Below are 14,654 nucleotides of genomic sequence, written 5' to 3' on the forward strand. Positions count from 1 at the left end.
TAAACCCTCCTTATAGCTTATTAGCTATTCATCCAGTTCTTGCTGATCTGAAACCATTTTTACTTTCGTACCTGCAATTACCTTTTCTATATCTTTTTTTACTCCATGCCAATTTTTGTTCGTATGTGCAGCTAGTAATATTCCACCATCTTTAGGCCGAATCCAGATTCTCCGATGTTGCCAATACATTCCTTGTATAACTCCAATCATAAAAATTACTGCCCCAACCATGAAATACGGTAATGAGTAATCACGTCTAATCCGTAACCCACTCACATCATGCATTTCAAAATCAGTAATTCCTACGTTGTAATCATTTTCACCTGTTGCATCAATATTTTTACCAATCCCTAAGAAGCTAATTTCTGGCTCTTCCCCGTTTGGAGGATGTACTAGCATAACAAACGCTGGATTTCTAGGATAATTCGTTTCTGAGGCTGGTACACCATCATCATCCAAATAATAATCTGGATAGTATTTATTAATTTCTACTCGAAAGCCATTTTCTAGCTTGTATTCCGACTTAGGGGAAGTTAAATCAATAGTAAACGAGCCCAGAGCCTTTTCATCAGGATCATCTGTTTTATGCACCTTAAACGACATACTAGTAAATTCGTTTAATTGATAGCCTTGTTGATAAACAGCATAACCATCAAATTTAACAGGCTTATTCATGCGAATGTCGTCCTCGATAATTTTTTCTAATTCAGGTTCTGCCCCAGTTACTTCTGGTTGCTTTGCCTTATAAATAATGACGTCAGTTTGGTAATTACTAGGTACTTCTCCCCCCTCTTTGGAGATTGCCTCTTTAAAACGTGTATCATTCGGATCATGATTATCAATGATAAAATCTTTATTCTTTATATAATATTCCTGATCTGTCCCTGGCAGCACGAGCTGTTCGCCCTCACGTATCCATACATATTCATCCATATAAAAAAGCGGAGTTGTTCGTAGCAAGGCTGCAAGTAGAATAATGATTAAACCGATATGATTAACATACGGACCCCATCTCGAAAATCTCCCCTTTTCCGCGAGAAGATGTCCATCTTCTTCTGTCATTTTATAGCGTTGTTTCTTTAAGCCTTCTTTAAGGGCAGCCCAGTCTTCAGAAGATACAGTTTCTGTTTCACTAAATAGCCGTTGCCTGCTTAGAAAAGTCTCATGCCGTTTCGCCCGTTGTTTTCGAAGTGCTTTAAACAATGGCACGAACCGATCGAGACTACAGATTACGAGTGATACACCAATCAAAGCGATTAAAATCATATACCACCATGAGCTGTATAGATTATGAAAACCAAGTTGATAGAATATTAATCCAAAAATGCCATAGCGCTCTTCATAAAAAATAGCGGGATCACGTGAAACTGCATTTTGAGGTATGTACATTTCTTGCGGAAATATGGAGCCAATCGCCGATGCTACTAAAGCAATAACAATTAGCCAAACCCCTACCTTCACCGAAGAGAAAAAGCTCCATATCTTATCCACTATCGATTTATTGTATGTTTGTGATCTGCGCGCGGTACCATCATAACGCATGTTAAGTAATTTTTTCTTATCATTGCCGTCTATGTGTTGGTTTCCTTCTATTGGTTTACCACATGCCTCGCAAAGCACAGTACCTTCTGGATTTACATGACCGCATTCACATTTAATTTTTTTCATTTAAATCTCTCCATAATTATAGACTCTGTTGCTATTTCGGCTCTATTTCCTGAAGGTATCCTTCTAATCGATCTAATGTTAAAGCACCGTTCACTACTTCTTCAATCTTTCCTTCTGGATTAATGAATACAGTACTAGGAATCGGACCTACTTTATACAAGTCCCTTACTTGTCCACTTTTATCAAAAGGAATAGGGAAAGTTAAATCATACTCTTCTATAAATCGATCGACAACCAATTTTGTCGAATCTAGACTGACTGCTACAATCTCTACTCCCTTCTCTTTGTATTTAGGGTACAATTTCTGCATATAGGGCATTTCGGCTTTACAAGGTTCACACCACGTACCCCAAAAATTAAGCATTACACCTTTTCCTTCTAGGTCACTTAACCGAATCGTTTCAGTCTCGTTGTTTTTATTAATTTGCTGCAACTGGAAATCAGGTGCATCGTCCCCTACTTTATAGATAATCTTATCCTCTTTTAGATTTGATATCACAGCAAAAACAACAGCAGCTACTAATATTGCTAAAATAACAGACCTAAAAATTAAGCGGTTTCGCTTTTTGCTCTTCTTCTTTTTTTTCATTTCTTCAAGACTCAAACGAATCAACTCCCAGAGTCATTATATCATTTTGCTTGCTATTATTTTTTGACTATTCTTCAACATTTTTTGTTGCCAAATTACGCATTTGCTTTACTTCCTTAGGGGTTAATGGGCGATATTCCCCTGGTTTTAATCCATCCAAGGTTAAAAGCCCATAATTTTCCCTCTTTAGCTTTAATACAGGGTATCCTAACCCATCCATCATTCTGCGTACATGTCTATTTTTGCCTTCACGTAAGGTTAGTTGCAAAATCATATGATTATTTTTCCTGTCGGTAGATAGTACGCGATACTGGATTGCCTTCAATAGATCACCATCTGAGCGTACTCCTTTTCTTAATTGAGCTAATTCCGATTTCTCTGGAGTACCTTTGACTTTTGCTATATATACTTTGTCAACCTCATAACGTGGGTGCATTAGAAGATTAGCAAATTCACCATCATTCGTTAGTATCAGTATTCCAGATGTATCATAATCTAATCTTCCAATTGGAAAAACACGCTCGTCTACTTCACCAAGTAAATCGGTTACCACTTTTCTTCCTTTATCATCTTGTAAGCTGGATATTACTCCTCTTGGCTTGTATAACATAAAATAAACTGGAGCTTCTTTTTCCAACGGCATACCATCTACCTCTATTTCATCATTTGCAGTCACTTTTGTTCCAAGCTTCGTCACTACTTTTTGATTCACCTTAACTTTTCCTTCTTGTATTAACTGTTCAGCTTTACGCCTTGAGGTTATACCGCTTTGTGCAATTACTTTTTGTAAACGTTCTTTGGAATTTGACATTTTATCACCATTACCTATATATTTTCAACCATTATAATAGCGTTAACAAGAAGTTAACGTAATATCTGTTATATCAATAGTTTCATGGGTTTTTTGTCTATTACACGTATATTACCCAAGAGAAGCTAGAGATATTTAAACTTGATCGACATGTGTTATTATATCACTTTGAGTCACATTTACCACAATAAAAGAAGGGTTTTACGCCCTTCTTTAATCTCTTAAATTGATATCTGAAATAATAAATCCTTCTTTCAGATCGTCTCCATCCTCAACAACGCTTTCTTCGACAGTTATTTCAGCTTTCTTATATATTTTTTCACCAAGTTCATTTGCTATTTCAACATTATATAAAAGTTCATATACTTTTTTATAAGTTTCTCCATCCCAATATTCCAATACTTCTCCATTATCTTTAATTATTTCATAATCTTTTCCAGCGGCTTCCATTGGTTCTATATAACTCTTTTTATATTCCTCAAATGTTGGATAAAGCGGATCTGATTCCTCACCATATACACTTTCCCAGATACTAAATTTTAATGTCTTTATTTCTTTCTCTTCGTATTCGTCAATTGTTTTTAAATACTCATAATCGAATACATCAATAAACTCTTCTTCAGCAATTATCTCCTCAAATTCATCACCATTTTTTACTGAATCCATGTATTCTTCTGCTGTATTCTTAGCTTTACTTTCTTCGCTGCATCCCATTAAAGTAAAAGCTAAAATCACAAATACCAATAACTTCTTCACAAAAATCCCCCTATTCCCCTTTTTTCTACATATTACCATAAAATAAGTACATATTAACTACCTAGTTGCAAAATGATTCTTTATAATCTAAAATAAGAACAAACGTTCTTTAATTAAGGAGGATGGATTGAACATGATAGACATAACCGCTGAATGTAAACAAGAAATAGATATTATTAAACGGGAATTACCCAACGAAACTAAAGTAAAAATCTACATAATGGACTATACAAAATTCATCTATTGCTACAGCGAAAATCATAAATCTTTAACCATCTTGTCTAGAAGTGGAAAAGTTGAAACAGGTGGCTGGATTCATGGCGTAACTAAAATAATGAACATGAAATTAATTGATGTTCTCATGAAGTCTTACTCTAATGGAACAATAATAGTAACTGAGAAACCTGATAATTACCCTAAAGTTGCTAATTGCACTTATTAATTCATTTTACTTTTAAGGATTGATTAGATGAATACTGAATTAAAACAGCTAATACAAGATTTTATTACCCTTCCTATGGCCATCAAAGTTTATGAACAAGACAAGAAACTTGTTGAGGATTTTTATATGGCGAATATCTACATCAGTATGATTGATGCGAATATAGAACAATTAAAGAATGAGTTTATAGAAACTAAAAAGAAAATGTACACGAAGTATCATGTCGATGTAAAAAGAATTGGTAAAACAAGTTATAAGTGGCTCAGTCGTGGTCAATCTGGAATTATTGAATATACACCAGATGAATTAAGGGAAATGACTAAAAATATTATGGGTAGGTATATTTACAGTACAGAATTTAAGGTGAAAGACGGATTTATAGATCAGTTGAGAAGATTGGAGAATGAAAGCCCCCGCTAAGGAGGGCTTATTATTTTATCTATATTTAATTTTCACATAGGTGCTATTAGCTGAAGGAACATTTTCATAGTAAGTCCTGATTAAAGTCCCACCGCCATTGTACTCTCTTACTTTATATCTAGTAACTTTATAAACTCCATATACTGCCGGTCTGCTCCAACGGCTATAGTCTGCATTGACAAAGTAACCTGAACCTCCAGCTTGATTAATAGCTACAGATACATAACCATAACTTACTGATACACCAAACGATGTTTTAGAAGTACTAAACCAATATCCAGATGCTCTATTATAACCTGAAAAGTCAGGATGCCAGCCAAAATTATAATTAGAGTTAACAACGCGTGAAGAAATCTTAGTATATTCCCTACGATTACATGATGCACAATTGGTCCCAATATCTGATTGCTTAGAACTAACGTTTGAACTTGGTACAGTGAATTTGTCTGGAAGTTCCTCATATGTAGAAATCACATTACCATCCACCACATTAGTTTCTACTAGTTCCCTTTCTAGTTGAAAATCTTTCAAACTATTAGCTGTTTTTTCTAAGGAGTTAGCTATGTCTGACGCTGAAGAATTACTTGAAGTTGAAGCAAAAGATGGGGTTGCAAAGATGAAGAGAGTGGCCAAAACGAAACTCGTAAAAGATAAAATTTTCAAAAACTTCATTAAAATTCCTCCTTTTTTTAAATATTTGTAATAACTTTATAATAAACTTGAATAATTGTCAAATATTTCATATAATGATTTTAATTCTTAAAATAGAAGGGGGATGGATAAATGAAAGGTATTCTTTTTAGTATAATGTCATTGTTGATTATAACAGGTTGTTCCAGTGAAACCATATTAAAGACAGGTGAACAAATAGATGAGAGTACAGTTAAATTTAATAATGAAATAACAAACAAAGAAGAAATTGAAAAAGTAAAAAAAATACTTGATCAAATGGAAAAAACAAATATTAAGGATATACCAGAAGATTATCCTGATACAGTATTATTGATTCAAAATAGCGATGAGAACTACAACGAATTAAATATATCAATTTGGTATAATGATAATAACACCTTAATCCATACAGGTATGGTAGATTATAAAGAGGAAAATTTTTATAAATTGGAAAATAATCAATCAGATAAATTAAAAGAAATACTAAAAAATAATTAGAAATTGTCCACTTTTATTTTTGCGATGTTAAACAAGTACCGTACCTCCCCCTTAAATTTTTAAGGGGATTTTTACATAGCTCTCTTCCATACTGATCCTGCCGAAAGGATATTATCTAACTTAAATGTTCTCACTTTTTTACGGTAGTAACAATAAGCCAGAATACTATTCTCATTCACTTCAAGCACACGTATATAACGCTCCGTAACGTTGTTATTGCTATCTATATAAAAGGTAATAATTTTTTGTTTATTTTCTGCAGAACGATTAAGTAACCCTTTCATAATAAGACCACTTTTAGAACGTTTGTTCTTATTATATAAGAACTTTTGTTCTGTTTCAAGGTAAAAAAAGAACCCCTTCACATAATGAAAGGGGATATAAAATAAATAAAATGTAACATTTTACCTTCTTGAAAAATAAGCTTATTAATGAGATTATATAATTAGATCAAGAAGGGATGGGAGGAAAATGATTAAATACATTCAGATTGTTTATGGTTATTCTTTTACGCTTTCCATAATTTTTCTTTTTGTTAAATTTCTCTCCTTTTTCCTACCTGTCGATCTAACAATTTACTTATTTATGATATTGTTATTTCTTGTTATTTTTAGAGTTCGTCCACATTCGGATTCTCCGAATTATCCGTTTGCGTTCGATCTTCGATTATTCTTCCAGCATCGAAATTAGAGATTTGAAGTTGTTGGCGCAACTGTTCAGCTTCGGTCTCTTTTTTTATTTGCCAAATTTCTTTTTCTTTACTTAACTCGAATTCAGTTCTATCATTTTCTAATTGTTTGGTTCTTTTATCTTCCTCCATTAACTCTATTTCTTTATCCGTTTTCTTCATCTCTTGATTTTGTTTTTTATGTGATTGAATGTAAGGTATAATCCCCTTAAATTTAAACCCAATAAAATTGACATCCCCTATAAGAGTTCCGCTCAAAATCACCGTTATTGCTATCACTGTTCCGGTATTGTTAGACACAAATTCTAAAAGTCCAGGGCTTTGTACATTGGATTTTATAATAACTTCTTCTGAATTTTGATCAGTATATTTTTTAATCGCTGAGTACAAAGCATACCACTCGTCCTGATTTATTCCTTCTTTTTTTGAGATTTTTAACGTTCCATGACACACTCCATTTTGAAAAAATATCGGAGATAATAGTTGGTTCACGTAATTCTTTTCTCTTTGCAAATCAAAAATAGTTTGATGAGCAGACAAGATCCAATAAAGTTTTTCGGAAACCTCAGCACGTGAAACCTCTTTTAACCAGTGTACATTTCTTCTTTTCAAATAGGGGTTTATTGCATAATGAACTTTTTCCCCAGAGGTCACTTCCTCCTCAGATATTTCATAAACTTCACTAACAATAATCCCTATTAAAAAATGGGTTGATCTCTTGGCAGGTACTAATAAAAGATCGCCTATCTTCATTTCATCACAAAATTTTTCTGTCCTGCTAGCTGCGTGAGCAATTTGCTGGTTAGACCATTTTGAATATTTTCCCCTGTATAGCTCTTTATAATGGTCAATAGTTATCCCAGCAATACTATTATCCTGACATTCTTGTAACATTTCTAGTGTGATTTTATTATCTGAAATCGCTACAAAATTATTCAGAAAAAAATCATCATAATATTTCCCACCATCAGCGCGTAGAAGCCAATAACCAGTATTATCTGGTATCTTGAGTATATTGACCTTCTCTTCTATCTCTTCAATCATTGAAGCCCCTCCTGAAACTTGTAAAATCTTCGTTAATATAAATATAACATTTTTCACCCTATTTTGAAGCTACATCTTTAATTATATGGAAATAAGTGGGTTTGGTGGTTGTACCTTTTTAGAAATGATTTATCAGAGCCTGTTAATATTTGTATAACAACCAAAAGGAAGAAATAACATGATTAACCTATGCTAAGAGGATATAGAGGTGTTTATTTTTTTTACTCCAATTTCACATATTTTTTGCTAGCTGTTACGTAATATTATACTAAATAAAAAATAGCCCCACCAAAAGGCAGGGCATGATGTTTACTTAATCACAGCACTAGTACCAGAACCAACATAAATATTACGCTTACCTCTGCCTGTTTTAATTGTTACTACATCTGGATATGGCTTATCTAATATTTTATAAGTTAATCCACCATACCGAGCAGGGGTAAGACTCCAATCACTATTTTTCTTTACCGGTTTAACATTAAGCTTGTATGTCCTCCAGGTCTTTGCAGATGCAGGTAAATGAACGGTACCCTTGGCTTGGCTAGGTTTAGACTTACTATTTGATTTATTATCTTTTAAGGATCCATAAACCTCTTTACCAGCCAATCCATCTCGTTTCAACCCATAGTAAGATTGATAACGTTCTACTGCATCTTCTGTGTCGTCTCCATAATATTCATCAATACCGTTGTTTTTAGCTCCTTTGTTTGGATAGAATGGAGGAGCGTTTTTAGATAGCATCGTTTGTAATTGTTTAACAGGCTTCCCATATTGACCATTTCTAAGCGTCTGTCCTTTCCAATCACCAGTAACCTTGGTCCAGTTTGTTACTGTTTCGGACTCTACTTTTTGATCTGGTGCCGTAATGGTATCGTCTACTTTACTTGTAAGTTTAGGACGTTTACCAGCTTGTAGTTGTGATAAAGTAAGACCACCAGTCATTTGTAAATGAGGATAATCCTTAAAGCTAGACCAATCCCCACCCCATTCAAATCCTAATGATTTACCGATTGTTGCAACTCTTTTCCACTTTTCATTAACTGTCCATATAGCCTTTTGACCATCATCGCTAACAATGAAATAATCTACAGCTAGTCCATAATTATGCAATGATTGCCCAGGTTTAGCATTTGTTACGATATTACCGCTAGTTGTGCGCCCTTGATTATATAGTTTTTGTTGTTCTTCGTGTGAACGGTACCCATCAGATAATTGGACGTATATCCCTTCTTTATACGCCCGTTTAATCACTTCTAGTGCTGTTTCCTTAACAACTTGGTTCATACCACTACCCATATTACGAATAGAACGTTCTAATAATGTATTTAAAGACACCGCCATCTTACTTCATCCCCCTATCACGTAAGAATTTATCATTATTCTTACCTTTTTTGGTAACTGGATTGTCTTTAAACCATGCCCATACAGCTATGCCAATTGTAGCTACTGTGGATACTCCTTCATATATTTGTTCTTCGCTAAATGGCAGTGGGTTCCACCCATATAGCATTAATGCCTGATTTGCTAGTAAAATCCCTAATACGACAAGTCTTACAATTGCTTGTTTCATGTTAATTCCTCCTTAAATTTTGGTAATCAATAAAACAACTAGTGTTACTAACGCAAAAAGCCACCCGCCCCATAGGCGGATAGCTTCTGCAACTGACTTTCTTCCTTCTGTTTTAGCCTCAATACGCTCTACCTTTTCTTTCACAACACCTAATTCTTCACGCAAGCCATTGTACTTTTTGATTACATTTCTAGTTTCTTGCATTTCAGAGCGTAGACCATTAATTAGTTCGAATAAGTCTTTGTTTGTATACCATTGTTCACTCATACTCAACCCCCTGTTTTAAGACATAAAAAAAGCACCTCTAAAAGATGCTTTACCACTCAATTTGTTTTATTTATAAATTTTATAAAATTATCTCCTACTTCAGTAAGTAACTGTTTTGTTTCTGGATTCCTACTCTTAGTCCCATCATTACCCATAGTTATAGGTACATTTATCAAACCTAAATTCTCAAGTTTTAAATCTAATCCTTGTGTAAAAGCCATCCGTTGTATATCGTCTAATTCACCAGTTGGAGGATAGATATCGTCTAGATCTGCATGAAAAAACAACCTTCTAATGTCTCCATATCTAAGTCCTCTAAGTATATCGAAGTATAAATACACAAGACTTTCATGTTGTAGCTCTTCAATAAAAACATTCTGATAACCATTTAATAGATATACTATTTTCGCATTTTCATGTTCGTTTATAAAATCTTCAATGAAAATAGGACCAATTTTTTCTTTATAGTATTCGCTAGATAATCTTGTAATCCCCATTAATTGCTGAATTTTTTGTAGTTCTTTGGAGTACTGCTCAATATGAATTGTAGCTCTGTTAATTTTTCTAGTTTGATTCAATTGACCAATGTAAGGCAATAAATCTAAAGCAGTATCTAACATTGAAAAAAATCCTTCGCCAACATTTTCCATAGAAGTATTTCTAAGTTCAGAAATCGCATTAGTATCATTTTTTAAAGAACCCACTTTTTACCTCCTCCCTCATCTACTAATTTCGACAAAGAAGAACATTTTTCCTGCATAAAAAATAACGCCTACTAAGCGTTTATTAAATCCTCTCTACCTTCTGCGATTAACAAAACTCTTACATCTTCTTTCCAAAGACTTGGCACTCGTGCATATGTCCAGTTACCTTCAATAATTTGAGTAGTAAACAATATAGCCAACATTTAATTCCCCCCTTTCATTTCTGCTACAGTCTCAGCTAATTCTAGTGTAGCTATTGCATTAACTTTATCAGGAGAAGGTTTATTATCTATTTCCTGTTGTTGTTTAAGTAATTGTTGTTGGTACTCCACATCTTTTACTAGCTCTCCATTTTCATATTTAAATACTTCTGCATTAGTCAATACTTCGTGGTCTTCTGCCACATGTAAGACAATCTCATTTTGATTTCTGGTTGATGTGGACGACCATCCATCCCTTATTCGATTATTCTCATCAATATTAAAATGTATCTTTACCATTCGTACACCGCCCTTAATGCAGCTCGTTCTGAACTACCTGCGTCATTATCAGCATGTCCTTTAATTCGGTTATTGTAAATATACAGATACTTGTGTATGGTTGTTGCTGCTGATTGCGGAACCAAAATAGAATAAGATTCACCAGCATGTAATAAACCCATCTGTTTAGGGATATATGTGTGATGAAATTGTATATCCCTTAAGCCTTCCCCTGGATAGTACCTTGACCACTCTAATACCCAACCATTTACACATTGATCCAATGTTTTTTGAGGATAGATAGTTTGATTATCTAATGGATAAACGTAACCATTCCACAGATAATCCATTTTTTGCACTGGCCGATAATTACCTTTAGCAATTTCCCAAATACTGTCCTCTGGTTGATAAACTGATGAAATAGATCCTTCCACCATTTGAACACCATCGCATTGAACCCATTTGTCATTACCGCCACTAATAATCACCTCTAATGAATCACCAGACACAAAAGATGATGGTACAGAGAATGTAGTCGCATGACGAGAAATAGAATAATCATTATTTACTGAATCAAAAGTTGAATTAACTATCTTAGATACTCGGTTTCCTGCTGCATTGACATGCCAAATTTCTATTCTTGGAATTCCTCCACCAACAACTTGCCATTGGCGTTTAAAAAATGCGCTAACTGTATAAATAGACCCCGCGCCAACTCCCTCGTATACGTACTGCCTAACATAGTTAGCATTACGAACGATTATCGCTTTTTCTCCAAACATCGCTAGTGCTTCTTTGGAATCCGGCGCAAATTGAATAGCTACTTTTGGCGATCCCCTTCTTTCCCAATGTGAATCTTCTAAAGGAAATTTGTTTGGTAATATTTCTAACCAGTTATATTTTAGGCTGTCAGAATTTAATGAATCAGGGTCTTGTCTGATTAATTCAAATGAATGATCTTTAATGAGGTTTCGCTTTGGTGTAGCACTGTATGGCGTACTTGTTACATCATCTTCTAGTGTGAAATCTCCATTTTTGACCGTTACATTTCCGAACGTTCCACTTGCACCACTAACATCACCACTAAAATGACCTGTTTGTGCCTGTATTTCCCCCTCAAAATAGCCATTTTTAAAATAGGAGGTTCCATCCAAACTCATCCTACCAACAACATTTCCTTCCATGTCATACTGGATTAATCCATTTACACCATCCCACGCTATTCTTGCACCAGTCACAGATGTCCGTAATGGTACAGAGTCAACATCAATGATTCCCTCTGTTAGCCTTGAGGCATCTTTAGATATATCATCTACTTCACTTTTGTTATATGCTCCCACTTCATATGATTCTGTAGGTGTCATCTTTTGCCATTCGCCGAAATTGTGTACTTTGGGTACATATGGTTCTAGAGATGTGTCTACCCAAATGACGTTTTCGTTTTGTTCAGGTGGTGTATCTGACATTACTTTCTTTGGTTCTGCGTATTTCATCATCGTTTCTAAACCAATTTTTCGGTTAATTTCATCTTGTAAGGAACGCCATATATCGAGTACCTCTTCTTCGGTATATTCAATAAAATCGCCTAATTTAACTTTCTTTTTTCCACGTCTTTTTATACTTCCAGATACTTCAAAAACTCTCGCTTCGACATAGAGAGGAGGATTAAATTTTGTATCTTTAATCTTTAAGGTATCTCCAAAACGTATTTTTTCGTTTTCCATACCTGGTACGTGCTCTAAGTCAGCTAATCCTACTTCATATTCAATAACCTCTTTAACACGCTTTTCCAACTCATTTTCCGTCAATTCGTGTAATCTACTTTGATTCATATTTTGATCTGTCGACTGCGGTTCATATGTGCCAATTATATGTTGTAAATTTCCTGTTACTGGGTCAGGTCTTCCCCATCGTTGTAAGGCTTCCTTATCTTCAACAAAAACTTCTAATCGAGTACCATCTTCTTTTTCAGGTCCAAGCCCAACTAGAGCAGTGTAAATGTTGTCCGTAGCTTCCCTTCGCCTTATACTTAGTAAGTCCTTTCCGAACTCAATCTCTCTTCCTCTCCACTGTCCAATTTGTTCAACTAAATCAACATATCTACCTGTTATTTTATTTCCACTTATTTCTATGCGAAAATTCAATTCAAGACTATATTCAGTTGCAATCCGTTTCAATAGCGCATAAGGATTTGTATGCTTTTCTATATGAATTGTTCTTGTAGCTTCGCTTTCTACAACGCCGACACGCCACTCTGTATTGTTTAATGCAATTCCTGCAGCCGCACTTGCTTTTTGGCTTTCTAATGTTTTTGGCTTGATTACCTGCGCTGTATTAAGCGTATTATAACTGGCCTTTGTGAACACAAGCATTTCTTTACTTTCTGCATGTAGTTTCTCAGCCTGCCAAATGATCATCTCACGAAATCCACTATCTTCATCCGTAATAATTATTTTATTTCTTCCAGTCAAGTATTCCGAGTACGGTTTGTTGGCGAATGTCGTATATTCAAATGTTTCTACCATTGTTTCTAATGATCGTGTATAATCGTCATCCCAAAACTCATCCGTTGGGATGATTGCAACTATCTCATCTGATTGCGAATCAATAACATGTATCACTTCATCACCTCTTACCTAAATCTATCACGATATTTTATACGTGTATTAAAACTATCAGACGGCTGTACAACCAATTGATTAGGTCCTTTGTCTAAATCAAAAAAAGAACCTCCAAAGTCTTTGAGCTCCTTTACATCTTCACCGTTTATAAGTAATTCCTTATTATAGTGATCAAAGGTTATAGTATCACCCGGATAGGCGATATAAGGTGTTTGATCAACCTTTATTTTTGATATTTTTCTTACTTTCAAATGTTCGATTCTAACCTCATTTGGAGTTCTTGTATCACCATAATTTGCTATATCGAAGCGTATATACTTCAACCTACCTGCATATTCCTTGTTTACATCCATATACACTTGTTTAACAGATGACACATGTCTACCGCCTTGCGTAACTCTAGCTGCATAAAAAGTGAGTTTATTTCCTTCTTTACGTAATCTTACAATACCGCCCCACACTCGTTGTCCTTGTATATTATAGTTTCGATGAGATATTAAATAATTGATATCATCTCCAACATAAGGTCCAACTCTTGCTTCAACAACTTTTCTAACTTGATTCGTTGTTTTATCCCACAACCTTAGCATACCTAGTTGATTCATATTTTCATCGTAATAGTTGGTGCTGACTCTAAAAGTTTGATCCTCTCTCTCTGTTCTTGTATATACATATAATTCAATCTCGTAGTCATCTAACGGATCTATTTCTTTCATTAAAGCTGGACCATGCCATTCTTCACCAGCCCCCCAATTATCTACAACAATAGCCGTTCCAGTTGAAGCGAAATTCCCTGACCAATTCCCTGATGGCGTGTACCACTCATTGAGAGTTTGACCATATTCATAAATTATTTGAGTTGTTTTATCTACAACTTCAGTATCAACTTCTACAGGAATGCCTATCATTTGATAATCCTCATTATCATTTTGAACCATTGCAAAAGTTACAGGAGCCAAAACGTCTAATTCAAATATTGGTTGAGCTTCGATGGTTCCTTCGTTTTCTATAGTAAATACATCAGAAGTGAATTCGAGTGATTGTTCCTCGCCGTATTTATAAGGGTCTGGGCAAATAAATTCTATGGTTCCATGACCGTAACGTACCATTTCATCAAGGTCTAACTCATCATTCACTACAGCGTAATAGGTTCTATCTTCTTCATCATCAAATATTAAGGGCTCTTCTTTGTCGGTTATTAACCAATCTGCCAGATCTTCTTTTAGCTTTTGTAGATCAGGGAAGTTTTTCTTTTTTAAAAGTACAGGTACAGATATAACCCTAGGTTTTACTTTAGAATTAGATAGATACCCCCCAGCTAAACCAGGTATCTCTAAAATACTCCTTTCTATAGGAGCCCATGGGGGACGTTTTCTGCCTCTAAGCACCTTTACATAGTCTTTGGTTATCCCCCTAAAACTCATA

The 14,654-nt window shown here is 34.7% G+C and carries 18 protein-coding genes; 3 read left to right on the top strand and 15 right to left on the bottom strand.

Annotated features, from left to right (window positions below):
- Nucleotides 1-24: 24 nt before the first annotated feature.
- The 4 genes from resB to JUJ52_RS03665 form a co-directional block, all read right to left on the bottom strand.
- Nucleotides 25-1,668, bottom strand: coding sequence for a cytochrome c biogenesis ResB family protein (gene resB / locus JUJ52_RS03650; protein ID WP_026681051.1), 1,644 nt, complete (start codon nt 1,666-1,668; stop codon nt 25-27).
- Nucleotides 1,669-1,699: 31 nt separating this feature from the next.
- Nucleotides 1,700-2,257, bottom strand: a complete 558-nt coding sequence (resA, locus tag JUJ52_RS03655) for a thiol-disulfide oxidoreductase ResA (protein ID WP_371414013.1) — start codon at nt 2,255-2,257, stop codon at nt 1,700-1,702.
- A 67-nt stretch (nt 2,258-2,324) separates the two neighbouring features.
- On the bottom strand, nt 2,325-3,068 hold the full coding sequence (locus JUJ52_RS03660; RefSeq protein WP_026681053.1) for a pseudouridine synthase: 744 nt from the start codon (nt 3,066-3,068) through the stop codon (nt 2,325-2,327).
- Between the two features lie 213 nt (nt 3,069-3,281).
- Nucleotides 3,282-3,824 (bottom strand): hypothetical protein, encoded by a 543-nt coding sequence (locus JUJ52_RS03665; RefSeq protein ID WP_228088790.1) that lies wholly within the window; start codon nt 3,822-3,824, stop codon nt 3,282-3,284.
- Between the two features lie 133 nt (nt 3,825-3,957).
- On the opposite strand from JUJ52_RS03665, the gene JUJ52_RS03670 reads away from it, so the two are divergent.
- Both JUJ52_RS03670 and JUJ52_RS03675 read left to right on the top strand, forming a co-directional pair.
- Entirely contained in the window at nt 3,958-4,266 is a 309-nt protein-coding gene (locus JUJ52_RS03670) for a hypothetical protein (protein ID WP_205388773.1), read from the top strand.
- Nucleotides 4,267-4,293: 27 nt separating this feature from the next.
- On the top strand, nt 4,294-4,686 hold the full coding sequence (locus JUJ52_RS03675) for a YhjD family protein (protein ID WP_205388774.1): 393 nt from the start codon (nt 4,294-4,296) through the stop codon (nt 4,684-4,686).
- Between the two features lie 15 nt (nt 4,687-4,701).
- Here JUJ52_RS03675 and JUJ52_RS03680 read toward each other — a convergent pair whose 3' ends face one another.
- Nucleotides 4,702-5,358 (bottom strand): hypothetical protein, encoded by a 657-nt coding sequence (locus JUJ52_RS03680; RefSeq protein ID WP_228088791.1) that lies wholly within the window; start codon nt 5,356-5,358, stop codon nt 4,702-4,704.
- A gap of 111 nt (nt 5,359-5,469) precedes the next feature.
- Here JUJ52_RS03680 and JUJ52_RS03685 point away from each other — a divergent pair, with 111 nt between their 5' ends.
- A complete protein-coding gene (locus JUJ52_RS03685) occupies nt 5,470-5,856 on the top strand; it encodes a hypothetical protein (RefSeq protein WP_228088792.1) in 387 nt (128 codons plus the stop codon).
- A gap of 71 nt (nt 5,857-5,927) precedes the next feature.
- Here the strand turns inward: JUJ52_RS03685 and JUJ52_RS03690 are convergent, their stop codons facing one another.
- The 10 genes from JUJ52_RS03690 to JUJ52_RS03730 all read right to left on the bottom strand — a co-directional run bounded on the left by JUJ52_RS03690 (nt 5,928) and on the right by JUJ52_RS03730 (nt 14,653).
- Nucleotides 5,928-6,140 (bottom strand): hypothetical protein, encoded by a 213-nt coding sequence (locus tag JUJ52_RS03690; protein WP_205388663.1) that lies wholly within the window; start codon nt 6,138-6,140, stop codon nt 5,928-5,930.
- A 326-nt stretch (nt 6,141-6,466) separates the two neighbouring features.
- Nucleotides 6,467-7,588, bottom strand: a complete 1,122-nt coding sequence (locus JUJ52_RS03695; RefSeq protein WP_228088793.1) for a hypothetical protein — start codon at nt 7,586-7,588, stop codon at nt 6,467-6,469.
- 309 nt (nt 7,589-7,897) lie between these two features.
- Entirely contained in the window at nt 7,898-8,929 is a 1,032-nt protein-coding gene (locus JUJ52_RS03700; RefSeq protein WP_228088794.1) for a M15 family metallopeptidase, read from the bottom strand.
- A gap of 1 nt (nt 8,930) precedes the next feature.
- Nucleotides 8,931-9,158 (bottom strand): phage holin, encoded by a 228-nt coding sequence (locus tag JUJ52_RS03705; RefSeq protein WP_228088795.1) that lies wholly within the window; start codon nt 9,156-9,158, stop codon nt 8,931-8,933.
- A 12-nt stretch (nt 9,159-9,170) separates the two neighbouring features.
- A complete protein-coding gene (locus JUJ52_RS03710) occupies nt 9,171-9,425 on the bottom strand; it encodes a hypothetical protein (protein WP_205388899.1) in 255 nt (84 codons plus the stop codon).
- Between the two features lie 56 nt (nt 9,426-9,481).
- Entirely contained in the window at nt 9,482-10,129 is a 648-nt protein-coding gene (locus JUJ52_RS03715; RefSeq protein ID WP_228088796.1) for a hypothetical protein, read from the bottom strand.
- Between the two features lie 71 nt (nt 10,130-10,200).
- Nucleotides 10,201-10,332 (bottom strand): hypothetical protein, encoded by a 132-nt coding sequence (locus tag JUJ52_RS23305; protein ID WP_255637429.1) that lies wholly within the window; start codon nt 10,330-10,332, stop codon nt 10,201-10,203.
- The gene (locus JUJ52_RS03720; RefSeq protein WP_121605385.1) at nt 10,333-10,629 is read right to left on the bottom strand and encodes a hypothetical protein; all 297 of its coding nucleotides are present in this window, start codon (nt 10,627-10,629) and stop codon (nt 10,333-10,335) included.
- The gene (locus tag JUJ52_RS03725) at nt 10,623-13,229 is read right to left on the bottom strand and encodes a phage tail spike protein (protein WP_205388666.1); all 2,607 of its coding nucleotides are present in this window, start codon (nt 13,227-13,229) and stop codon (nt 10,623-10,625) included. The genes JUJ52_RS03720 and JUJ52_RS03725 overlap by 7 nt, the downstream gene beginning before the upstream one ends.
- Nucleotides 13,230-13,240: 11 nt before the next feature.
- Nucleotides 13,241-14,653: a distal tail protein Dit gene (locus JUJ52_RS03730; RefSeq protein WP_228088836.1), complete on the bottom strand. Its 1,413-nt coding sequence runs from the start codon at nt 14,651-14,653 to the stop codon at nt 13,241-13,243.
- Nucleotide 14,654 lies beyond the last annotated feature (1 nt).

The sequence above is a fragment of the Virgibacillus sp. AGTR genome, from assembly GCF_016919725.2.
Lineage (GTDB): Bacteria > Bacillota > Bacilli > Bacillales > Amphibacillaceae > Virgibacillus > Virgibacillus salarius.

Bases quoted from the DNA above. Each gene is read 5' to 3' on its own strand.
- resB (WP_026681051.1), bottom strand. From the start codon at position 1,668: ATGAAAAAAATTAAATGTGAATGCGGTCATGTAAATCCAGAAGGTACT.
- resA (WP_371414013.1), bottom strand. From the start codon at position 2,257: ATGAAAAAAAAGAAGAAGAGCAAAAAGCGAAACCGCTTAATTTTTAGG.
- JUJ52_RS03660 (WP_026681053.1), bottom strand. From the start codon at position 3,068: ATGTCAAATTCCAAAGAACGTTTACAAAAAGTAATTGCACAAAGCGGT.
- JUJ52_RS03670 (WP_205388773.1), top strand. From the start codon at position 3,958: ATGATAGACATAACCGCTGAATGTAAACAAGAAATAGATATTATTAAA.
- JUJ52_RS03675 (WP_205388774.1), top strand. From the start codon at position 4,294: ATGAATACTGAATTAAAACAGCTAATACAAGATTTTATTACCCTTCCT.
- JUJ52_RS03680 (WP_228088791.1), bottom strand. From the start codon at position 5,358: ATGAAGTTTTTGAAAATTTTATCTTTTACGAGTTTCGTTTTGGCCACT.
- JUJ52_RS03685 (WP_228088792.1), top strand. From the start codon at position 5,470: ATGAAAGGTATTCTTTTTAGTATAATGTCATTGTTGATTATAACAGGT.
- JUJ52_RS03690 (WP_205388663.1), bottom strand. From the start codon at position 6,140: ATGAAAGGGTTACTTAATCGTTCTGCAGAAAATAAACAAAAAATTATT.
- JUJ52_RS03695 (WP_228088793.1), bottom strand. From the start codon at position 7,588: ATGATTGAAGAGATAGAAGAGAAGGTCAATATACTCAAGATACCAGAT.
- JUJ52_RS03700 (WP_228088794.1), bottom strand. From the start codon at position 8,929: ATGGCGGTGTCTTTAAATACATTATTAGAACGTTCTATTCGTAATATG.
- JUJ52_RS03705 (WP_228088795.1), bottom strand. From the start codon at position 9,158: ATGAAACAAGCAATTGTAAGACTTGTCGTATTAGGGATTTTACTAGCA.
- JUJ52_RS03710 (WP_205388899.1), bottom strand. From the start codon at position 9,425: ATGAGTGAACAATGGTATACAAACAAAGACTTATTCGAACTAATTAAT.
- JUJ52_RS23305 (WP_255637429.1), bottom strand. From the start codon at position 10,332: ATGTTGGCTATATTGTTTACTACTCAAATTATTGAAGGTAACTGGACA.
- JUJ52_RS03720 (WP_121605385.1), bottom strand. From the start codon at position 10,629: ATGGTAAAGATACATTTTAATATTGATGAGAATAATCGAATAAGGGAT.
- JUJ52_RS03730 (WP_228088836.1), bottom strand. From the start codon at position 14,653: ATGAGTTTTAGGGGGATAACCAAAGACTATGTAAAGGTGCTTAGAGGC.